Consider the following 23446-nt stretch of genomic DNA (forward strand, 5'->3'; position numbering starts at 1 on the left):
TGAGGGCGCGTGATGGATTGGATGGAATCGGTAAGAACTTATATTAAAGTAGTGGATGAAGGCAGCTTTAATCAAGCGGCTAGAAAACTCAATACAACCAGCTCAGCGGTAAGTAAGCGTATTCATTTTTTAGAGCAACGTATTGGTGTCCAACTGCTTAAACGTACGACTCGATCTTTAAGCCAAACAGAAGCGGGCGCTTTGTTTTATCAACGAGGAAAAACCCAATTAGAACAATGGCAATCACTGGTGGATGAAACACGCTCGGTCAACCAAGCCCCGACGGGGATGCTAAGAGTCGGCGCGACGTTGGCATTAGGCTCAAAATTTTTCATGCGGTATGTTGATGATTTTTTACGTCAATATCCCCAAATAAAAGTTCAGCTGATTACCACCATGCCTGGTCAGTTGCCAGAACTGAGTTTTGATATTTATATTGGTCGTGAAATTGAAAACCTCGATACGTTAAGTTTTCGTGCTGCGCCTTTAGTGGATTATCAATCCGGTTTTTATGCTTCTCCTATTTACTTGAAAGAACATGGCGAGCCGAAAACAGTCGATGATCTTGCTTTGCATAATATGTTGATTTGGGGTGAAAAAGTGGAAAGAGAGGTTCGTTTATCGACGCTTGGTGAGCGCTCAAAGAAAGTGCGTTTTACGGGAAATTTCTCGACCACTAATCCAGAAGCGTTATTCCACAGTGCCAAACGTGGCATGGGGATAATTTTATCCAACCAAGTGATGTTACAAGAAGAAATTCAACGTGGTGAATTGGTACGAGTACTGCCTGATGTGACTTCTGAACACACACGAGTGTATGCGTATTACCCTAAACTCGATTATGAGCACACGCGAACTCAGCTCTTTGTGGATTATTTAAAGCAACGACTAAAGCGTGAAAAAGACGTAAAGGTGGTTTAGTTTTAGTCTTTTTTGTCCATGTGATCTGTTTGAGTTTAATCCCATGGGTGCTGAAGGAAGTAATCACTTAAAAAATCGATTAACGCACGAACGGTGGGGGATAGATGTTTTCTGGAAGGGTACAACACATAAATGTCCATTTCTTGTAATCCCCAATGTGGTAGTACTTGGATCAGCTCACCGCGTGCTAAATAGGGTTTGACTAGGTAAGTGGGTTGCATGGTGATGCCGGCATTCTTCAAAGCTGCTTGCATTAAAATCGTGGCATCATTTGCTGTTAACCGGCAGTTGACTTCAACTGATCGCATGTCTTCTTGTTGCTTCAAATGCCAGACATGGTGATCGAAATTTTTATACCCTAAACAGGAATGCAGGGAAAGATCGTTTGGTTCCGTAATCGGATTATGTTGAGATAAATAGTGTTCACTGGCGACTAAAGCAGAAAAACATTTCGCAATAGGTTTACCGATTAACGCTGGATCAGGAGAGAACGCAATGCGTATCGCAAGATCGATTCGGTTATTGATCAGATCGGTGGTGGTATCTTGCAAATCAATATCAATTTCAACGCTTGGGTGCTGCGCCATAAAATCGGTAATGGCTGAAATTAACCGCGCGTGACCAAAAGACATGCTGCTTGCTATGCGGATTTTACCATTTAACTCATGATTAGGCTTGATGGCATTAAGCATTTTTTCTGCATCATCCACCCATTGTTCTATATCCGATAAGCATTGCTCACCTGCGGTCGTTAACGATACTTTCCGGGTCGTACGGTGTAATAAACGAGTATTAAACCAAGCTTCAATGGCTTCTATATATCTTGTGACCATTGGCCTAGACATCTCTAAACGCTCGGCGGTGGTGGTGAAGCTGCCCGTTTGAGCAATGTCGATGAAAACTTTCGCAGCGGTGACTTTATCCATTTATTTGTTCGATTTAAGAAATAATGATGCACAGTATTGTCTATATATCTGAACAATTCAAATCAATACACTTCTTCCTGTTTCCAAAATAACTTAAACAGGAATGAAGAATATGAAAACTTTTACGCTACTAACTACATCTCTTATTGCCGTTACTTCGGCTCATGCCGCGATGCAAAATGAAACGCAACAAATGCCATTAACGCTCCAGGTTTATCATGCTGCTCCAAGTAGTTTTGATGTGAACTCAACTCTGGTCTACGGCCAAACGGAAGCGGCGGTGATCGATGCTGGTTTTAGCAAAGCGGATGCATTAAGAATTGCCGCGAATGTTCTTGATTCAGGTAAAAAGTTGACCACTATTTTTATTAGCCAAGCTGATCCCGATTACTATTTTGGCATCGAAACTCTAAAGCAATATTTCCCTGATGCTAAAGTGCTGGCGACTCCAGCGGTACGTGATGAAATTAAGCATAAAATGGCGTCTAAAATAGAGTATTGGGTACCAAAAATGGGTGTGAATGCGCCAGTAAAACCAGTCGTTCCAGATGCTTATACACTTTCTTCATTTTCTGTGGATGGACAAAAAATAGAAATAAGAGGTTCTGAAGGAGTGTTGGCTCATCGTCCTTATCTTTGGATCCCATCGCTAAAAGCCATTGTTGGAAACGTTGGTATTTATGGTGATATGCAAGTCTGGACGGCGGATACACAAACGCAAGGTGAATTGAATGCTTGGGTTGAACAACTCGCCGAAATGAAAGCACTGAAGCCACAAGTGGTGGTTCCTGGGCACATGGAAGCTTCTACATCGCTTGATATCAGTACCATTCAGTCAACGGAAGATTATTTAAACGCTTTTATCAAAGCGAAAAAGAGCAGTAAAAATAGCCAAGAACTAATTGATAAAATGATGGCTATCTATCCAGAAAAACAAGTTCCGCTTACTTTAAGCCTTGGGGCAAAAGTGCATATGGGAGAAATGAAATGGTAAAAGTGCATTATTTCTTCGACCCTTTATGTGGCTGGTGTTTTGGGGCGACGGATCTGGTTGATGTGTTAAATAATAGGGATGATCTTGAGATCATTTTGCATCCTGGAGGCATGTTAGAAAATCAATTCATGAGTGATGAATTTCGCGCTAAAGTTAAAATTTATGATCCGAAAATTGCGTCATTGACTGGGCAACAATTTGGAAAGAAATATACCGATAGAATTAAAAGTAACGAACGTATTCAATTGGACTCTTTTGTAACGGCTCAGGCGGTGATGGCGATGGAATCGATTAACGCTCGTGGTGTTGATATGCTAAAAGCGATTCAATTCGCGCATTATCAAAAGGGGTTAGATGTGAGTCAAACTGAAGTGTTGACTGATTTAGCGATAGAGCTAGGGGCTGAGAAAGACGCTTACCAAGTTGCTTTTAATTATTCTTCCTCTCAGTTGGATAAGAATATTAGCAACAGCCGTCAGCTAATGAGGCAGTGGAGCGTACAGGGCTTTCCAACTTTGATTGCAGAAATCAATGATGGGCTTAAAGTATTGCCACATTCTTCTTTCTATAATCAAGTTGAACAATGGAAAACAGGATTAGACACATGGCTCACTTGATTTAGATCGCGTTACTATCATCGTGCTATCTCATTATGAGATTCGGTGTAAAAAGAAGTTTAGTAGAAAAAGTGGTTAGACAAAAAAGTGGATACTTTCGCTTATTGTTTAGCCATTTTTTATTGGTTAAAACTGATCAATATCACTATTTAAGATAATTGTTTTTATTTTTTATTATGTCGTTTTTTATTTTTATTCTCTCGATTTTTCATCTTTTACTATCTGTATTATCAATACGTTATTTAGCTATCTTGGCAAATATCTTCTTTTCCTTTCGCTTATTAAATTAATAAAAAACACTTTATTTTTCATAAAATGAGATTTTTTGTTTCATTTTGATTTGACGGTTTCTTGTTCTCTGCATAGATTTAATCAAAGTGAAATATCTTCAGTAAGCCGTAAATATATTTCATTCAGAGTGAAAAACTTTCATTCGTTGATCAAAATCTCAATCTGAAGCTTGCTCATGGAATGACAAGCTGGTGGCAGTAGGTTGATGTTCATAATCCCGCACAAAAAGGAGAATGGGATGAGCAAGTTACGTGCTATGACGAGAAAAATGCAACTAGCAACTGCGACGGTTGCTCTGTCAATTTTGTCGGCTACTTCACCAGCTATGGCGGAAACAAAAGCGCCGACTGCATTTAAATGTAAACCCGGAGAAACCTATTACATGAATGTGATGGTATCTGGTGTGGAATATTGGTTCCCTGTTTATGAAATGATGAAACAAGCGGCTCAATCGATGGGCTGTAAAACGGTTTATACCGGTACACCAGAATATGACGTGAATAAACAACTCGCTTCTTTTGAACAAATCCTCGCGAAAAAGCCGGCAGGTATTTTACTGCACCCAATGAATCCAGATCCTTTTATTGAACCTATTAACCGAGCAGCGGAAATGGGCATTCCCGTGGTGACGTTCGCAGCCGATTCACCAAACAGCAAACGAGTATCTTTTATTACGTCGGATAACTATCAAGAAGGTAAGTTTGCCGCTGATGCGGTGGCGAAAGATATGGGCGGTAAAGGTGAATATGCAGTTTTGGAAAACCCAGGACAAGATAACCATGATCGACGTGTTACTGCTTTTGTCGCTCGTATGGAAGAGAAATGGCCGGATATGAAGTTGGTTTCTCGTGCTGCGAGTAATACTGATGCAGTGAAAGCGTATAACGCCGTTATGACTATGGCGCAGGCACATCCAAAATTAGGAGCTGTGTTTATGCCAGAAGCCACATCGGCGATGGGAGCGGCCCAGGCCAGTAAGGAACTGGGTGGAAAAATACGTATTTTCAATGCCGATGTGAATGCCAAAATTTTGGACATGATTAAGCAAGGTGAAATTTTTGGCGCGGTTAACCCGAACCAAGGTATGCAAGGTTACATGGGCATGATGTTGCTTTATATGGCAGCTCACCCAGAGATGATTGATCCTATGAATGACCATAAACGTTCCGGTTATAACCCAATGGGCGTTCCGTTTGTTGATAATGGTTTTTCTATTGTCACGAAAGAAAATGCCGATGATTTTTATTGGGATAAGTACCTATCAAGACGCGGTACCAAAGGTATTAATGAGTAATGTTGATTTATGGAGACCTAGTGTCTAGGTCTCTTTCTCATTTACTTTTTTACTCATTCACTCTCTTACTCATGGAGGCGACATGGTGGATATAGCCAATAGGACACCGGTGCTTGAGATCAAAAATGTCACGAAGACGTTTGGCTCAACCGCAGCACTCAACAATATTTGTTTTGAATTATTACCTGGTGAAATCCATGCCGTTGCGGGTGAAAACGGTGCGGGTAAGTCTACGTTAATGAAAATTATTGATGGTATACATCAGCCAGACAGCGGTGATATATACATTAATGGGCAAAAAGTTGTGGTGAGTAATCCACTGATGGCTCAAAAGCTAGGCATTGGGTTTGTTCATCAAGAAATTGCGCTGTGTACCGATGTTTCGGTTGCTGAAAACATCATGATGGCAAAAATCAATCATTCGCCAGGTTGGTTCGTTGATTATAAGGCCTTATATCGTGAAGCCTATGATGTGATTAGCCAGTTGGCCGATATTGACCCGAAGCAGAAGGTGTTAAATCTAACGATCTCCAATCAGCAGTTGGTGGAGATCGCGAAAGCGTTGGTTTTGGATTGTAAAATTCTTATTTTGGATGAGCCAACGGCGGCCTTAACGGATCAAGAAACGGAAATATTATTTTCCATCATGCAGTCTCTAAAGGCCCAAGGCATCAGCATTATTTATATTAGCCATCGCATGGCAGAAATTTTTGAGCAATGCGACCGAGTTAGTGTGTTTCGTGATGGTTATTATATTCACACCAAACAAATTGATAAAACCACCCCCCAGGCGATCATTCAGAGTTTAGTTGGTCGAGAAATTGACAATTTATATCCGCTAAAATTTGCAGGGACAGTGGAAAGCGGCCCCGTTATTTTAGATGTTGAAAGTTTGTCTGACGGTCGTCGATTTAATGACATTAATTTTAAAGTCTACCAAGGTGAAATTTTTGGTGTTGCGGGGCTCATTGGTGCTGGTCGTTCGGAAATGGTGCAAGGCTTGTGTGGTCTTCGTAAAAAACACACTGGAATCCTGACGTTTAATGGTCAAGTCGTCAAGATCACCGGTTACCGAGATTCAATTGAGCAAGGCATCGTGTATTTGTCTGAAGATCGCAAAGAAGAAGGGCTGTTTCTTGAGCTGTCGATTTTATCCAATGTATCCGCACTGAAACTTGAGCAAATTTCAGATCATGGCTTGATTAATAAAGATAAAGAATTTGAACAAGCACAGACACTGACCAGTAAGCTGAATCTAAAAAGTGGCAGCTTATATCATAAAGTCTCTTCATTAAGTGGGGGGAATCAACAAAAAGTGGCGCTTGCTAAAATCCTGTCTGTTAATCCCAAACTCATCATTCTTGATGAACCGACGAGAGGCATTGATGTTGGGGCAAAAACTGAAATCCACCAATTAATCCGAGATTTGGCGAATGCAGGGATCGGTATCATCGTTATTTCTTCAGAGCTGCCAGAAATCATTGGGTTAAGTGACCGAGTAATGGTGATGCGCGAATCGCATCAAATGGGGTTACTCGTTGGTGAGCAAATAACAGAACACAATATTATGCACTTAGCATCTGGTGCTGAAAAATGGCCTCTAGACGCTGCACAAGCGTAATGCAGGAGAAAAAGAATGACTATTGAGAATGTATCGACACATAAAACCACGGCGCCAAGTAAAAAGCGTTCATTAGGTGAAATACTGGTTGAGTTTAGCCAAATGAGAGAGTTCACCTTATTGCTGATTATTGTGGTGATGTTTATTGGGATGAGTTTTGCGTCTCCGTATTTCCTGACTTGGGCGAATATGAAAGCAATGCTTTTATCGTTTTCAACTGAAGGCATTGTTGTCGTTGGTATGACGATGTTGCTGATTGTTGGTGGAATTGATCTGTCCGTTGGTGCGGTGATGTGTTTAGCCATGGTGTTTGCGGGCAAGCTTTTTATGCTCGGCATGAATCCTTGGATGGCGAGTTTAGCGGCAATTGGTTTTAGTGGGCTTATCGGTTGGTTGATGGGCCTGTGCGTTACTCGGCTAGGGCTGCATCATTTTATTGTCACGCTGGCTTTTATGGGGTTGGCTAGAGGGGCGAGTATGATCATTACTCAAGGCACGCCTATTTCTCTTTTCACATTACCGCCTGAATTTAAGTTTATTGGTCAAGGGACGCTATTTGGTGTGCCGTTCTCCATCATTATTTTCTTCATTGTCATTATCATCAGTGATTTCCTGCTCCGTAATGCTAAAGCGTTTCGTAAGATTTTTTATACCGGAAGTAATGAAAAAGCAGCGCAATATTCTGGGGTGAATACGAATAAGGTCAAGCTGTATGTCACGGTCTTATCTTCGGCGTTGTGTGGTTTAGCCGGCATTATTTATATGTCTAAATTTGGCGCAGCGACTCCGAACTTTGGCGTAGGTTTAGAGCTAAATATCATTGCAGCTGCGGTTATTGGTGGGGCCAGTTTAAAAGGAGGCGAAGGGACGATTTTCGGCGCTATTTTAGGGATTGCACTGCTAAGTGTAGTATCGAGTTCATTGATGCTGTTGGACGTGTCGGTGTACTGGCAAGAGTTCATTAAAGGCTTGATTTTACTCGCTGCGGTTGCGGTTGATCACCATATGCACCAGAAATCTAAAGCCAAAGCGTAAGGGACTGAATCTATGCAAACCACAATGAAAAGTATTGAAGTATCCCGTTTGGTGAGCAAGGTGTTGTTCTCGCATTATAAAGAGAATCGCAGTCAGTCTGATATTTCAAAAAGCTTAGATTTGTCTCCAGCTAAAGTGAATCGAATTATTCGTCAGGCACGTGAAGACGGCTTAGTTGAAATTATTTTAAATATTCCTCACATGGGTGTGATGGAATTAGAAAAACAACTGGTGGCGACAACAGGGCTATCTAAGGCTGTGCTTTGTCCGTCTTATATTGATCCTTCAATCGAGAGTTTTAGTCAAATAGCCGAAATAGCCGCGGAGTTTTTGCAAGATACATTGCGAAAAAATGATGTCATTTGCATCAGTGGGGGCAAAGCATTAGCAAGTATTGTCGAGGTGATTAAACCGGCAAAAGGCATGAATATTACTGTCGTTCCCGCAACCGGTGGGGTGCAAGGGCGGCATTTCACCGATGTAAATTATTTGGCCTCATCTCTCGCGGAAAAATTAGGTGGGCGCTCTATGCAAATTCATGCGCCTTTATTTGCCGATACGCAAGAAGACCAAGGCATGCTGTTGAACATGCGCTCTACCAAAGAAGTGTTGGATATGGCACGTCAGGCCGATATTGCATTAGCGGGGATTGGCGCGGTTTCCAAAGGGGATGAAAGCTATTTTGATTTACGCCATTGGGCGGAGGGCGAGAAGTCTTTAGTGGCAAAAAGCCAGTGTAAAGGGGAAGTGTTCGCCCACATTTATGATCAAGCTGGGACGGGTTGCATTGAGGCATTAAATAATAAATTGGTTGGATTAACACTGGAAGAGTTAAGCAATATCCCTGTCAGTATTGGGGTGGCTGCAGGCATCGATAAAATTGCTCCCATTGCGAGCGCGTTACGAGGGGGCTTTCTCAATACCTTGATAACGGATGAAGCAACCGCACAAGGTGTGTTGGACACATATTAACATTCAAATGGAAAAGGAATACTCATGAAAAATAGACAGTTAGGGTTATCTGGCATTGATGCATCCGCGATTGGATTAGGCACTTGGGCAATGGGCGGATGGATGTGGGGCGGCACCAATGAAAAAGACGCGGTTGCAGCGATACAAGAATCCATTACCTGTGGCGTTTCACTGATTGATACCGCGCCCGCTTATGGGCTTGGTCATTCAGAAGAGTTAGTGGGTAAGGCAATCAAAGGCCAAAGAGACAAGGTTATTCTGGCGACAAAGTGTGGCCTAGTGTGGCACACCAATAAGGGCAATCACTTTTTTGATGAGGAAGGACAAGCGGTTCATCGTTACTTAGGTCGTGATTCTATTCAATATGAATTAGAGCAAAGCCTGCGCCGATTAGGGACTGACTATATCGACTTGTATATTACTCATTGGCAGGATCCGACGACACCGATAGAAGAAACGATGGCAACGTTGTTGGAACTGAAACAACAAGGAAAAATTCGCGCCATTGGCATCAGTAACGCCAGTGTGAATGATTTGAAACAGTATCAACAATTTGGATCGGTTGATGCGATACAAGAACAATACAACATGATTGAACGAGATCTTGAACAAGATTTACTTCCTCACGCTCGTGAAACGGATGTGTCGTGTTTGAGCTATTCCTCTTTGGCGCTCGGTTTACTCAGTGGCAAAATCACTGCAGAGCGCACTTTTGACGGTGATGATCAGCGTTTATCTAATCCTTTATTTTCAAAAGACAATCGCCAGAAAGTGCAACAGTTTTGTGAGTCGATTGCTCCTCTTGCTCATGATTATGGTATCACTATAGCCCAACTCGTGATTGCTTGGACTCTCGCGCAACCTGGTATTACTTACGCATTATGTGGCGCGCGCAACCCTATGCAAGCGGCTGAAAATGCCCGCGCCGGGGAAGTAAATTTAGCCGCGATAGATGTGGATGTCATCAGTAAAAACGCGGTTCAGTTTCTTGGGCAATTACAAAAAAGTTGATCGTATTTTACGCACAGCTAACTCACCACACACCACAAATCATGCACCAAAAACGATAAGGGGAACCGTATGCCAAAGGATGGAAAACAGACGCGTTTACCACACGATCAATCTTTTGATGTTGTGATTGTTGGTGGTGGGATCAATGGCATTAGCGTGTATCGGGAGTTGTCATTACAAGGTGTGAAGGTGTTGCTGTTGGAGAAAGAAGATTTCTGCAGCAAAGCCAGTGGCGCCTTGTCACGAATGATTCATGGTGGTTTGCGGTATTTGGAAAATGGTGAGTTTGAGCTGGTGAAGGAGTCGTTAGCAGAGCGAAATCGTTTACTGGCGAATGCCCCTCATTATGTACAGCCGTTAGTGACCACCATTCCGATTTTCTCTCGCTGGTCGGGCTTAGTTTATGCGTTGTTTAATTTTACGGGAATGATGAATAAGCCGAGTCGTCGTGGGGCTTTGGTGGTGAAACTCGGGTTATGGTTTTATGATTTTTTCACTCGCCACGACCAACAATTACCAAAACATCGTTTTTCGTCAAAAGCCAATACGCTTGCTCGCTGGCCTCAATTTGATCCTTCTGTTCAGTGTAGCGCCGATTATTATGATGCTTGGATCAGCGCCCCAGAACGCCTTGCGATTGAGTTACTGCAAGATACAAAAGACGGTAAGCATAGTGAGAGTATAGCGTGTAATTATACCGAGCTAGTCGCACGTGATGGCAGCAACTTTAGTATACGAGATACATTGACGGGAGAAATCGTAAACGTCACCGCTGGAAAACTCGTCAATGCGACAGGCGCCTGGATTGATAAAACCAATGTTCGCATTGGGTTAAAATCCGATTATTTACAAGGAACAAAAGGCTCACACATTATCGTGAAACACAGCGATCTTTTTGCGCAGTTAAAGGGTCACATGGTGTTTTATGAAAACCCTGAAGGGCGTGTGTGCATCCTGTTCCCTTATTATGACAAGGTACTTATTGGCTCGACCGATATTCCGGTTGCCGATCCTGATAGTGCCACCTGCACCGAGGATGAAATTATTTATATGATTGATTCACTTAAGGCAATCTTTCCTCATTTGGTGATTGATCGTGAGGATATTGTGTATCAATTTAGTGGTGTTCGACCTTTGCCCTCAGTTAAAACCTCCACAACAGGACAAATTCCACGCAGCCATTCTTTGCAAGTTGATGATAGTGAAGATGGTAACGTACGAACGTATTCGCTCATTGGAGGAAAGTGGACCACTTTCCGTGCTTTTGGTGAAGAAGTGGCGGATCAAATTTTGGCGGATTTGCAACAAGAACGTCAAATTTCAACGGTTAATCGTGCGATTGGTGGCGGGCTAAATTTCCCCCAAACCGAACGTGAACGTCAGGCTTTTATTCAAGATTTACAGGTGACATTTGGCATTAACGAAGCAAGCGCCAGTCTTATGCTGCAACGTTATGGAACCGGGTGCATGTCAGTGTTGAGGTTTACAACAAAAAGTGACGATGCGGTGTTAACTCATTTGCCTGATTACACTCAGCGAGAATTAGCCTATCTAATAGAACAGGAATCGGTTTGTAAAACATTAGATGTACTGCAACGGCGTACATCGATTGCGATACAGGGCAGAATTAATCAAGCCGTATTGGTTGAAGTGACGCAAGTTGTCGCGGCAACTTTAGGCTGGGATGACGCACAAATCAAACACGATTTAGCGGAAAGCTGTCAGTTATTACGTGTGCATCATGGTTTAGATCTTAATTTAGAACAAGTCGAAAAGCTTATCGTTGCAACGTTAAGTGATACTTATGCTTATTAATATAGGCCTACCAATAAAAGGGAGTTTTAATAATATGTATATCAGCAAAAAAGTGAGGATGAACCGATTATTTAATCAAGGTCGTTGTTTGGATGTCGCTCTTGACCATGGTGTGTGTAATGAACCATCTTTTTTGGATGGATTAGAAGACATGAACTCTGTGATGAGCCAACTGGTTGAGGCAAAGCCTGATGCGATTCAGATGAATTATGGTCAAAGTGATTTATTACAAACGGTGGATGGTAAAGATAAACCTGCCCTTGTGATGCGAGTCGATATGGGTAATCCATACAACATTATTCGTCATCGTCATATGTGGGCGGTGATGCAAAATGATCAAGAGCCGATCCTGCAAGCCCTACAAATGGATGCTGCGTGTGTGGTGGTCAATTTATTTATGCTACCAGATGAGCCCGATCTATTTCGTCAGTGCGTGGTCAATATCAGCAAAGTAAAAAATGAATGCGATAAATATGGTATGCCGTTGATGATCGAACCTTTAGTGATGCAGCCCGCCAGTTCTGGTAAGGCGTACGCGGTCGATGGTGATGCTGAGAAAATCGTCACCTTAGTGCGTCTGGCACGAGAAATGGGGGCGGATATTATTAAAGCGGATCCAACGTCAAATCCACTGGATTTTCACCGCGTGGTTGAGGCTGCGCGTTGTCCGGTATTGGTCCGAGGCGGTGGTAAAGAAGATATAGAAGTCGTATTTAGTAAAGCGCGCCAACTGCTTGACCAAGGCGCGCTAGGCATGGTGTATGGGCGTAATATTTATCAACACCCTAATCCTAGCCAAATCGTGAAGGCTTTCATGGCCATGATACACAACGGAGCCAGTGTATCGGACGCATTAGCGATTTATCAGCAGTAAGTGAACCTGATGAAAATGCAGGATCAGAGAACAATGAATAAAGGATGTTAACCATGGAACCATATGCACTGGGCATTGATTGTGGCAATACTGGAATTAAAGTGGCGCTTTTTGATTTGCAAGGGCAGGAAATAGGCGCTCTGGGCGATAAAGTGCCATCAGATTTTCCAGCGCCCGGCTTTGTTCAGTGCAATATGACAGAGCTTTGGCAGCAATGCTCGAGCTTAATACAGCAACTGCTAGAAAAGCTTGAAGTGAATGCCGAACAAGTCATCGCGGTAGGATGCAGTGGACATGGTAATGGCCTGTATTTATTGGATAATCATTATCAGCCATTACTGGCGATAAAGTCATTAGATTGCCGAGCCAATGATCTGGTTCAGACTTTAAAGCAACAACTCAATTATGACGCTATTCATGAGATGAACCGACAAGGGATTTGGCCGGCCCAATCAGCGGCATTATTGTGTTGGCTGAAACAATATGAACCGAGTGTTTATCACAATATTGGCCAAGTTTTATTCTGTAAGGATTATTTGAATTTTTGTCTTACCGGAGAAGTGGCCACGGAATATGGGGATTTAAGCGCCTCTGGTTTATATGATTTTTCCGCCGGGGACGTTTCAGGTACGTTATTGGCCGAGTTGGGGATTTCGGAGATAAAACAAGCGATACCGACAATGTATCAAAGCCAAGAAATCATGGGGAAAGTAAGCCATGATGCTGCGAGATTGACGGGATTACTAGCTGGGACACCGGTTGTGAGTGGCTGCTTTGATATTGTCGCTTGCGCGCTAGGTTCGGGTGTTTGGCATAGTCAATCGGCTTCTGTTATCGCAGGTTCGTGGAGCATTAACCAAGTGATCTCGGACAGCTTACCTAGCCGAGCGGTGTTTATGGCGTGTCACTTTCCAGAGCAACGCTATTTGGCGATTGAATCCAGCGCGACATCGGCTTCTAATCTGGAATGGTTTATTTGTGAATTTTTTAAAGAAGAAAAACAACTAGCAGAAAAAGAAAATCGCGACTTCTTCGAGCAACTGAATACTTTGGTTTCCGATACTAAGGTGGTGAATGCGCTTCCATTATTCCATCCTTATCTTTATGGCGGGTGTGATAATCAACCTGTGCAAGGCAACTTTTTTGGCTTAACTGGCTGGCATAAAAAATCGGATTTGCTGTATGCCGTTTATGAAGGCATTGTATTTGGGCATTTAGAGCATATGAACCAATTACGTTTATCTGGGCAGCATATTGAATCTGCGATATTAAGTGGCGGTGCGGCGAAGAGTCCGGTTTGGAGCCAAATGTTTGCCGATATATTAAACGTTAATATTCAAACGTCGGATTGTACAGAAGCGGGCGCAAGAGGAGTGGCGATGGCTGCCGCTACGGGAGCGGGGTATTTTTCGTCCCTTCAAATGGCGGTTGAAACCATGGCAAAGCTGAATCCTCCACAAGTCCCGGATCCTGAAAGACAAGAGATCTTCCAGCAGAGATACCAACGATACCTTGACGTGTCGGCAGCATTAAAAAAGCTGGCTTGATCCGTTTTGTTTTCGTCATACCCAAGCTATTCAGCTCTTTAGATACGTAAGATGTTGATACCTAGATTTTTAGGCATATAACACCATAAACACCCTCATTATTCGTTTTCGTTTCGACTGAGACGACGTTGTCGATCCTGTGCATCAGCAAACCTGCATAACATCTCAATTTTAATTTAAAATGATATTTTTTGTATCGTTATTTGCAGTTTATTCTATATTAATACTATCAACAGAGATAGAAAAGGATGATGCAATGGCACAAAGAATTGTGATGCCCGGCTTGATGGAAATCGGCGCAGGGGCTTTAGATAAAGTGGCTGATCTTTTGGCGTTATTGTCGTGTCGACAACCGTTAATCATTACCGATCGAGTCATGTTAGAGCTGGGTTATGTAAGCCGAGTAGAAGTCGCTTTAGCGGCGCAAGGCATGGAGTATGATGTGTTTTTAGATACCGAACCAGAACCGACGGAAGCGTCTATTCTACCTTCGGTGGATAAAGTGGTGACAGGGCAGTTTGATTGTTTAATTGCGTTAGGTGGCGGCAGTGCGATTGATAGCGCTAAAGCGATTGGATTGCTGGCGCAGCATGGCGGCAGAATGCGTGACTATAAAGTGCCCCATGTGGTGACCGAACCCATTCTGCCAGTGATTGCTATTCCAACCACCGCTGGCACGGGCTCGGAAGTCACTCGAGTTACCATCATTACCGATCAAAATACCGATGAAAAAATGTTATGCATGGGGCCAGGATTAATTCCTCAAGCCGCTATTATTGATTATGAACTTACCTTATCCGTCCCGGCGCGAATTGCCGCGGACACCGGCATTGATGCACTGACTCATGCGATTGAAGCGTATGTGAGTGGCAAATCAGGGCCATTTTCCGATCAACAAGCGCTTTCGGCTATGCAGCTTATCGCACCAAACCTGCGAGAAGCGGTGAATATGCCCGGAAATCACCAAGCAAAAGAAAAACTGATGCTTGGGGCAACGCTAGCAGGCATTGCGTTTTCGAATGCCTCGGTGGCGTTGGTGCATGGCATGAGCCGGCCAATAGGTGCACACTTTCATGTTCCTCATGGGTTAAGTAACGCAATGTTATTGCCTGCGATTACCGAGTTCTCTATTCCCTCTAATATGAAACGTTATGCGGATTGTGCGCGCGCTATGGCGTTGGTTGATAAGCAGGTGTCAGATGAAGAAGCGGTTAAACACTTAATGCTTGAATTGATTCAGTTAAACCAAGATCTCGCGGTGCCTGCCATGTCGGCGTTCGGTATTGAAAAAGCAAAATATGATGAGCTATTAGACACCATGGCGGAGCAAGCCTTGGCTTCGGGCTCGCCCAATAATAACCCACGCATTCCGACGAAAGATGAAGTGATCGAATTATACAAAAAGGTATGGAGTTAACCATGATAGGAAATTATATCAACAATGAATTGGTGCGTGCCACCTCTGAACGCACTTTGCCTGTGACTGATCCGGCAAACGGAAAAGTTATCGATCAAGTGGCTTTGTCTTCGGTGAGTGATACCGAGCAAGCGATTGCAGCGGCAGAAGAGGCGTGGCCTACATGGTCTAAAATGACGCCTTTAAATCGCGCTCGTATCCTTTTTCGATACAAAGCGCTGGTGGAACAAAATATGGATGAACTGGCGGAATTAATTAGCCGCGAGCATGGCAAAGTGCACAGTGATGCCGTGGGGGAATTAACCCGCGGATTAGAGGTTGTCGAGTTTGCTTGTGGCATACCACATCTTCAAAAGGGTGAGCATAGCCGCAACGTTGGTGGTGATGTGGATTCCCATTCAATGATGATGCCTTTAGGTGTTTGTGCCGGTATCACGCCTTTTAATTTCCCTGTGATGGTGCCGATGTGGATGTTCCCTATTGCACTGGCGACAGGGAACACCTTTATTTTGAAACCCTCAGAGAAGAACCCTTCGGTCTCATTAAAATTAGCGGCGTTGTTAGTTGAGGCCGGATTACCTTCAGGGGTATTTAATGTGGTGCAAGGGGATAAAGAATCGGTGGATGTATTGCTTAGTGATTCACGGGTAAAAGCAGTGAGCTTTGTCGGGTCGACGCCTATTGCTGAATACATCTACTCACAAGGCTCAGCCAATGGCAAACGCGTGCAAGCGCTCGGTGGGGCGAAAAACCATATGGTCGTGATGCCTGACGCCGATCTTGATCAAGCGGTAAACGCGTTAATGGGCGCAGCATTTGGCGCAGCTGGTGAGCGTTGCATGGCTATTTCTGTGGTGGTTGCTATTGGAGATGAGGTGGCCGATAAATTGGCGAAAAAACTGACCGCACGTATTCGAGAGTTACGAGTTGGACCGGGTTATGGTCAATCGATTGAAAATGAAATGGGGCCATTAATTACTCATGACCACATGAAAAAAGTCAGCGCTTATATTGATAAAGGGGCAGCAGAAGGCGCGACATTACTGGTGGATGGGCGAGATTGCTCAGTGCCTGGTTATGAAAATGGTTTCTATGTTGGAGGCACCTTATTTGATGATGTTACCCCCGATATGACGATTTACCGTGAGGAAATCTTTGGCCCGGTGTTATCGATGTTGAGAGCGAAATCTTTAAATGAAGCATTAGAGCTTATTAATCAACATGAATTTGGTAACGGCACGGCTATTTTTACCGCCGATGGTCAAGCGGCACGCGATTTTTGCGATAACGTTGAAGTGGGCATGGTTGGCGTTAATGTGCCAATTCCAGTGCCGATGGCATTCCATTCCTTTGGTGGCTGGAAACGTTCATTATTCGGCCCACTTCATATGCACGGTAATGATGGTGTTCGTTTCTTTACAAGGATGAAAACCGTCACTACACGCTGGCCTAAAAATCAGCAACAGCAAGCCGACTTTGTGATGCCTACTATGAAGTAGCTTGTTTCATCAACGGCTTTCTATATCGAACTCATTACAGTGACGTGGTGTGTGAGGTCAGAAAGCCGTTCTAATTAACTAAATAACTCACTTTATTCACAATAAACCCTACTCACTAACTTAGGTTGAGGGGCGTATTTGTTTTAGCCTCAGACAGTTCAATTCGTACTAGTGAACATAATCATGGAGAGTATTCATGTCTATTATACGGAAGCGAAACAAACGCCATTCAATCACAAAAGTCGTACTTGGATTGGTTTTTTTATTGGGGCTTAATACGCCAGTTAGAGCGGTACAAGGCCCAGGTTTAGGTAATCTTAACTACAGCAATGGAGAAGCTTACACTCAGGTATCTTATCCATTAGTGGATGATACTACTGGATTTTTACCACCCGATTATCCGGGCAGTAAGCATTATGGTGTGAATACCATGACCATGTTGAATGGTTATATGGTGGGTATTTTTGCACCAGACAGTGGCGGTGGGCCTGGTGGTTGGATTGCGCTCGATGCTTCAAATCCAACCAATTTATCGTTAGTAACAATGGTCTATGAGCCCGATACCAGCAATCAATATCGAACCGGTGATGGGTTGCGAACGGCTGAATTTCGAGAACCTCATTCTTTTGGTTTGAGTGAAGGTAATTTAGTTGCGATTCAAACCGGAAAAGGCATTGAAATTTGGGATTGGTCTAATGTAAGCAACCCTGTTAGGGTGTCAAAATTGCCAATATCAGGAGTGAACTTTGGCGATTATAATAATGTTTCTTGGCAATTGTTTTGGCAGGCACCTTATTTATATGTCGCACGCGGTAATGCCGGGTTAACCATTGTTGATACCACGAACATTAGTAATCCCTCGATAGTAAAAACCATACCCAATTCACAACTAGGTGGCTTTAATGTTGGCCCCGTGTTTGTCGTGGGGAATAAAATGTTTCTATCAAGCATGGAAACGACAGCAGGCTTTTCTATTTTAAATTTGGATGATCCTGTAAATCCGACCCTAGAAAAAAGTCTCAGTTCTTTACCTGAAAAATATTATGCTTCTTGCTGGGATGGGAAGTATGCTTTTTTTGGTGCTCGATCGACGGCAGAAAAACTCAGAATTTATGACACATCGACTACCCCAATAACTTTAGTTCATGACCAATTATCAGGGTTTGAGAACCTGTATTGTAACCTACAAGATCATAAGCTTTTCTTAGGCAATCAAAATGATATATCGGTGTTGGATATCTCTAACATGAGCAATATTCAACCTTTAGGAAGCGGTTCATTAAACGCTGCTGGTGGTGATACTGATCATGGGCAGGTATTTCCATTCGGTAATATGGTTTGGGTGGGGAATGATCATGGAACCGGCAGTGGGTTAATTGCTCATCAAGCTGGGCCAGATAATACCCCGCCAATGATTGCCACATTGAGCCCAGAAATGGATTCTATCCTTCAACCACAATCATCTCGTATTGGGATTATTTTTTCAGACAGCATATTGATGGAGTCGGTTAATAGCACGACCTTCACGGTGACGCCATTAGGAGGCGGCTCTACGATTGATGGTACTTACAGTGTCAATTTAGGGTTTGTTAACTTTACACCCAATATCCCGTTAGATGCCGATACGATTTATGTGGTTGATCTAGATGGTATTCAAGACTTTGCTGGTAATGCAATGCCTGCCACCAGTTACCGTTTTTCGACGGGGTCAGTCGTTGGTCATGATATTGCGCTTTCTAGTTCAACTCAGGTAACACTCGGTACCCCTATCACTTTTTCAGCTTCGGCTTCTCCTTTATTAGGGGGTAACTTAGAGTATTCTTGGGATTTTGGTGATGGCACTGCCCCCACCGCATTTTCGAGCAATGGTTCCGTTAGCCACACGTATAATACTCCGAATCACTGGAATGCGATTGTGACGGTGAGAGAGTCTGGTACGTTGACGACCAGTAAAGCTCAACAACATACGGTTTATAATCCAGTGACAACAACCGGCCCAACGACAGCCAGCACCATTGTGAAAGGCTCAACATTGGTGTATGCGGTTAATGAAGATAATGGCACGGTATCCGCTATTAGCCAGACAGCGCCGTTTGCAAAAGTGTGGGAAGCTCCTGTTGGTGAAAAGCCACGCACACTGGCTATTGCTCCCAATGGGGATATTTGGGTGGCCAATCAAGACAGCGATAACATTAAAGTATTGTCTTCAACCGGCAGTGTTATTCATACCATTGATTTGCCTCGTGCAAGTCAACCACACGGTGTGGTGTTTACGCCGGATGGTAGCGTTGCGTTAGTGTCACTGCAGGCTACCGGTGAAGTGGTCAAAATTAATGTTTCGGATCGAAGTATTCTTGGGCAGGTCAGTGTAGGTCAAAGTGCTCGAGGCATCGCTGTTGATAGTAATTCTTCTACGGCTTTTGTGACCCGTTTTATTTCACCTCAATCTCACGCTGAAGTGGTTGCGATAGACATTGGTTCAATGTCGGTCGATTTAGTTATCCCATTACAAAAAGACACGACAACAATGGATGGTGAAGATCGTAGCCGTGGGTTGCCGAACTACCTTAACGCCGTCACTATTTCGCCTGATGGTCAATCGGCTTGGATACCCTCCATCAAAGTTAATGTGGATCGTGGAGAATTTAATGATGGCGATCCAAATAAAGCATTAACCTTTGAAACAACACTTCGTGCGATTACTTCTCAAATCAATCTCAATACATTGACAGAAGTGCCTGCTTTGCAATTGGATATTGATGATAGAGCGCAGCCAAAAGCCATCGTATTCAGTGAACTAGGGGATTATGTTTATATTGCATTAGAAGGACAAAATAGCATTGAAATACGGGATGCTTATACACGAGAACGGGCGAGTGAGATTGCCGATTCAGGTAAGGCGCCACGAGGCTTAATTAAAGTTGGTGATTTACTGTTTGTGCATAATTTCCTATCAAGAACCATTTCTGTGCATGACTTGTCTCCTTTTGAAAATCAAGGTGAAGCGATTGCTAAACTGGCAGATATTTCTCTCGTTTCAAATGAAAACTTGCACCCAAGAGTATTGGCTGGGAAGCAGATTTTCTACAATGCTAGCGATGCTAGAATGACCCGAGATGGCTATATTTCATGTGCTGGCTGTCATACTGATGGTGACAGTGATAACCGTGTGTGGGACTTTACGGATCGAGGGGAAGGGTTGCGTAATACCATTTCTTTGCTTGGCCGAGTAGGGACAGGAAACGGTCGGGTGCATTGGACTGCTAATTTTGATGAAATTCATGATTTTGAAAATGACATTCGTTTCGAATTTGAAGGTGTTGGTTTCTTAGATGATGCTATCTTTGCGCTTACCGCCGATCCTCTTGGCGCGAATAAAGCTGGGTATAGTACCGATTTAGATAATCTTGCGCTTTACGTCAGTAGCCTCAACCAGTATCCGCGTAGTCCTTTTAGAGAGCAAACGGGTAATCTGACGGCATCGGCCACGGCGGGTAAACTCTTGTTTACTCAAAAAGGCTGTGATAGCTGTCATAGTGGTAATTTGTATACCGATAATCAACGTCATGATGTTGGGACAATTCAAGCTTCATCAGGACAAGGAAGTGGTGGCCCACTTGCTGATGTCGGTTTTGATACACCGACCTTGATTGGTGTGTGGTCAACACCGCCTTATTTTCACAACGGTCAAGCCGCAACCTTAAATGAAGTGCTTCAAATCGGCTCTCAGCACAGTGTGGCAGATTCCAGTGAACGAGCAGATCTAGTTGCATACTTAGAGCAAATTGAGTACGAAGGGCCAGAAATCGTCGTACCAGAACCACCTACTGAAGCTACAGTTGTTTATCTCAGCGATATGATAGAGCTTTCTTCATCTAATGGATGGGGGGATTTTGAAAAAGACGCCAGTAATGGTGAATCTGCTTCAGGAGATGGTAATACGATTTCCATTGGGGGAACCCAATATCAAAAAGGGCTAGGTGTGCATGCAGAATCTGAAATAGTGTACGATTTGAGTGACGGAGATTATGAGCAGTTCCGAGCATTTATCGGTATGGATGATGAAGTAGGAAACGCTGGATCTGTCGTATTTGAAGTATGGGTTGATGGTGTACTGAGTTATCAAAGTGGCACTCTGACAGGAGCTGATACCGCTCAATATGTGTCGATTAATCTCAACCCAAATAACTATGAATTGAAGTTGATAGTGACTGGTGCCGGTAACGGTGTGGGGAGCGATCATGCGAGTTGGGGAGACGCAAAGCTTATTCAATCCACAGGGCAAAGTTTGTATCATTATTTAAGTGATATGACGGCAACAGGAACCGTGCAAAATGGCTGGGGGCCAATGGAGCAAGACAGCAGTAATGGGGAAGAGGGAGCGAATGATGGCACTACAATTAGCATCGGCGGTTCTTTATATAATAAAGGCTTAGGTGTGCATGCCGAGTCATCGATTACCTATACGTTAATTGCTGGCGAATACGATCAATTTCAAGCAATTATCGGAGTTGATGATGAAGTCGGAAATAATGGCAGTGTTGTTTTTGAAGTTTGGTTGAATGGCAGCCGAACCTATCAGAGTGCCACAATAACGGGCAGCCAAGCCGGTATGACGATTAACATTCCTATTGATTCTAATGTGACAGAATTAAAACTCGTAGTAGGAGCCGCCGGTGACGGAGATGGATACGATCATGCCAATTGGGCGGAGGCAAGGTTACGTTCCGCTAATTAATTAGCGACTCATTCAGAGGTATTTATTTTTGCCCAAACCGATTGTTTTTGTTTGGGCATTTTTAATTTGAAAATGTGCCAAAGCCATTTAATGATCCAAAGTTTTGGTTAAGATTGAAGGGCGTCATTCCAGCCGAGCCAAGGCGAGAGCGGGAATCTTATACAGCGCGCTGAGAGTAGATACCGGATAACTCGTTCCTCGTTTCCGGCATGACGGTGGTTAGATGTTTCTTGTATCGGCAAGATACAGCTTAAACTTATTCTGCCCCATTCTTTACTAGGGATGCCAATTCACCGATTTCAACGTACTGAATAATTTTCAGCCTATTCGGGTAATAAAGGCTTGCTCGTCATCCACAAAAGCCACAAAACCGCCGTGATAGATAAATACCCGACCACGTCCCTCAACTAGGCAGGCAAGCTGTGGGTTAAAATCTTCTTCGTTATCCTGACGTTGAAAAGTGCCTGTATCGGTGATTATGCCGCTGAGTGTAGGTAAATATCCATAAGTGCGCTTGGCTTGATCAATTAGGCTCAATTCGCTAGCGGTAGAAAAGCATAAGGGGATCGCCCCTGCTTCTTCTATAAATAGAGTTTTCAGTTCTTCAAAAGCGGTAATCACCAGCCAGTCAATGCCGTTAACACGATGGATAAACATAGAGTTTCTCGATAATTCTGATGCGGAGATTCTATCATTGTCAGGGAAAAAGCGTAGTAGAAATTGAGTCATTAAAGACGGTAATGCTGTGCCATTTCCAGACATTGACTAGACCAACTTGAAACAGGTTTTGCCCCAAAGTGAGTTACCAATACTCACACGACTCAATTTTTTAACTTAAAAATATGCATCAAGTCTAATGTTTGATGCACGGTTAATTGAAATCGCTTAGTATTTTTAATTATAACGACATTGTCACGTAGACAATGTCCGTATAACAATTGTTATGTGTACACGAAATTAAATTCCTTTAAATAACTGCGCGTACACTATTAACTATTTATGACAACTTAATGAAAAGCACTATTAAATACAGGCGGTGTACCACATGCTAAATTTGAAGAATCGTACTATTGTGAGTTAAAAACTGTCTAGTGAAGTCTGGGAAGTGCTGTTGTATTTTAAATGTTTTAAGGGAATGCCCTGTGCAGAGCCGCATGCAGGGAGTTTTTTAGGGGCTGTGAGGTTAGAGACTCTGGTTACCCGATTAAAGCATTTGGCAGGGATTTTCAGTGCTCTTTACCGGATGATGTATCTATTTTGACTGACACAATTCAATATCCCATAGTTTCATTAATTCTGTAATGGAATCGTTGAGATCCGAGGCATCCACTCCGTCCCTAGCTAAAATCGATACACCAAGAAGGAAACTATTAAAGGCAATTCCCATAGATCTAGCATTCGTTTTTTTGGACAGTTCACCCATAGTTATTGCGCGTTCGACGCATCGCACAAACCCTTGAAGCGTTCGTGATCGCGAGGCGGCAAGTGGTTCAGCAACGTGAGTAAACTCTGGCGAAGGTGCACTCATTGTCCCCAAAGACACCATACATCCCTTTGGATGCCCTGATTCACACTGCATTTTTGTCGAGCGGCGGAGCGTAAGCTCAACAGCGTCTCTGGGTGAAATCTCGTCGTCCCATAGAGCGTCTGTTACGCATGCGTAAGTTTCCAAGTAGCACTGTACAGCTTCATTGAATAATTTCTCCTTTGAACCGAATGCAGCGTAAAAGCTTGGTGTAGAAATCCCTCCACCAATATTAGCTTTCAGTTGGCTTAGAGAAGTCGTTTCGTAGCCATGCTCCCAGAAAATATACATAGCTTGCACAACCGCTTTCTGGCGATCAAACGTTCTAGGTCTGCCCATTTTTGCCATT

17 protein-coding genes are annotated in these 23446 nt (G+C 43.4%); 14 read left to right on the top strand and 3 right to left on the bottom strand.

What is annotated here, in order from left to right; all coding sequences use genetic code 11:
* Positions 1 to 12 precede the first annotated feature (12 nt).
* Positions 13 to 921: a LysR family transcriptional regulator gene (locus VCASEI_RS13395; protein ID WP_089110240.1), complete on the top strand. Its 909-nt coding sequence runs from the start codon at positions 13 to 15 to the stop codon at positions 919 to 921.
* Positions 922 to 956: 35 nt separating this feature from the next.
* On the opposite strand, the gene VCASEI_RS13400 is transcribed toward VCASEI_RS13395, so the two are convergent.
* Entirely contained in the window at positions 957 to 1847 is an 891-nt protein-coding gene (locus tag VCASEI_RS13400) for a LysR family transcriptional regulator (RefSeq protein ID WP_086959793.1), read from the bottom strand.
* A 112-nt stretch (positions 1848 to 1959) separates the two neighbouring features.
* Between VCASEI_RS13400 and VCASEI_RS13405 the strand changes: the two genes are divergently transcribed.
* The 13 genes from VCASEI_RS13405 to VCASEI_RS13465 all read left to right on the top strand — a co-directional run bounded on the left by VCASEI_RS13405 (position 1960) and on the right by VCASEI_RS13465 (position 21572).
* Complete coding sequence (locus VCASEI_RS13405) at positions 1960 to 2841, top strand: MBL fold metallo-hydrolase (RefSeq protein WP_086959792.1); 882 nt, start codon at positions 1960 to 1962, stop codon at positions 2839 to 2841.
* Positions 2835 to 3458, top strand: a complete 624-nt coding sequence (locus tag VCASEI_RS13410) for a DsbA family protein (protein WP_086959791.1) — start codon at positions 2835 to 2837, stop codon at positions 3456 to 3458. The genes VCASEI_RS13405 and VCASEI_RS13410 overlap by 7 nt, the downstream gene beginning before the upstream one ends.
* Positions 3459 to 3987: 529 nt before the next feature.
* Positions 3988 to 5043, top strand: coding sequence for a substrate-binding domain-containing protein (locus VCASEI_RS13415; RefSeq protein ID WP_226983393.1), 1056 nt, complete (start codon positions 3988 to 3990; stop codon positions 5041 to 5043).
* 82 nt (positions 5044 to 5125) lie between these two features.
* On the top strand, positions 5126 to 6664 hold the full coding sequence (locus tag VCASEI_RS13420; protein ID WP_089110241.1) for a sugar ABC transporter ATP-binding protein: 1539 nt from the start codon (positions 5126 to 5128) through the stop codon (positions 6662 to 6664).
* Between the two features lie 15 nt (positions 6665 to 6679).
* Positions 6680 to 7699 carry an ABC transporter permease gene (locus tag VCASEI_RS13425; RefSeq protein ID WP_089110242.1) on the top strand — a complete coding sequence of 340 codons (1020 nt, stop codon included), beginning with the start codon at positions 6680 to 6682 and terminating at the stop codon, positions 7697 to 7699.
* A 12-nt stretch (positions 7700 to 7711) separates the two neighbouring features.
* A complete protein-coding gene (locus VCASEI_RS13430) occupies positions 7712 to 8671 on the top strand; it encodes a sugar-binding transcriptional regulator (protein ID WP_089110243.1) in 960 nt (319 codons plus the stop codon).
* Between the two features lie 24 nt (positions 8672 to 8695).
* Complete coding sequence (locus tag VCASEI_RS13435) at positions 8696 to 9682, top strand: aldo/keto reductase (RefSeq protein WP_086959787.1); 987 nt, start codon at positions 8696 to 8698, stop codon at positions 9680 to 9682.
* 69 nt (positions 9683 to 9751) lie between these two features.
* The gene (locus VCASEI_RS13440) at positions 9752 to 11497 is read left to right on the top strand and encodes a glycerol-3-phosphate dehydrogenase/oxidase (RefSeq protein WP_089110244.1); all 1746 of its coding nucleotides are present in this window, start codon (positions 9752 to 9754) and stop codon (positions 11495 to 11497) included.
* Between the two features lie 34 nt (positions 11498 to 11531).
* Positions 11532 to 12371 carry a class I fructose-bisphosphate aldolase gene (locus VCASEI_RS13445; RefSeq protein WP_089110277.1) on the top strand — a complete coding sequence of 280 codons (840 nt, stop codon included), beginning with the start codon at positions 11532 to 11534 and terminating at the stop codon, positions 12369 to 12371.
* Between the two features lie 53 nt (positions 12372 to 12424).
* Entirely contained in the window at positions 12425 to 13918 is a 1494-nt protein-coding gene (locus VCASEI_RS13450) for an FGGY-family carbohydrate kinase (RefSeq protein ID WP_162621071.1), read from the top strand.
* Positions 13919 to 14174: 256 nt separating this feature from the next.
* The gene (locus tag VCASEI_RS13455) at positions 14175 to 15335 is read left to right on the top strand and encodes an iron-containing alcohol dehydrogenase (protein WP_089110245.1); all 1161 of its coding nucleotides are present in this window, start codon (positions 14175 to 14177) and stop codon (positions 15333 to 15335) included.
* 2 nt (positions 15336 to 15337) lie between these two features.
* Positions 15338 to 16834, top strand: a complete 1497-nt coding sequence (locus VCASEI_RS13460) for a CoA-acylating methylmalonate-semialdehyde dehydrogenase (protein ID WP_089110246.1) — start codon at positions 15338 to 15340, stop codon at positions 16832 to 16834.
* 196 nt (positions 16835 to 17030) lie between these two features.
* A complete protein-coding gene (locus VCASEI_RS13465; protein ID WP_089110247.1) occupies positions 17031 to 21572 on the top strand; it encodes an NPCBM/NEW2 domain-containing protein in 4542 nt (1513 codons plus the stop codon).
* Positions 21573 to 21890: 318 nt separating this feature from the next.
* Here the strand turns inward: VCASEI_RS13465 and VCASEI_RS13470 are convergent, their stop codons facing one another.
* Both VCASEI_RS13470 and VCASEI_RS13475 read right to left on the bottom strand, forming a co-directional pair.
* Complete coding sequence (locus VCASEI_RS13470) at positions 21891 to 22229, bottom strand: cytosolic protein (protein WP_089110278.1); 339 nt, start codon at positions 22227 to 22229, stop codon at positions 21891 to 21893.
* Between the two features lie 595 nt (positions 22230 to 22824).
* On the bottom strand, positions 22825 to 23445 hold the full coding sequence (locus VCASEI_RS13475) for a TetR/AcrR family transcriptional regulator (protein WP_089110248.1): 621 nt from the start codon (positions 23443 to 23445) through the stop codon (positions 22825 to 22827).
* Position 23446 lies beyond the last annotated feature (1 nt).

Source organism: Vibrio casei (assembly GCF_002218025.2).
In the GTDB taxonomy this organism is placed as follows: domain Bacteria; phylum Pseudomonadota; class Gammaproteobacteria; order Enterobacterales; family Vibrionaceae; genus Vibrio; species Vibrio casei.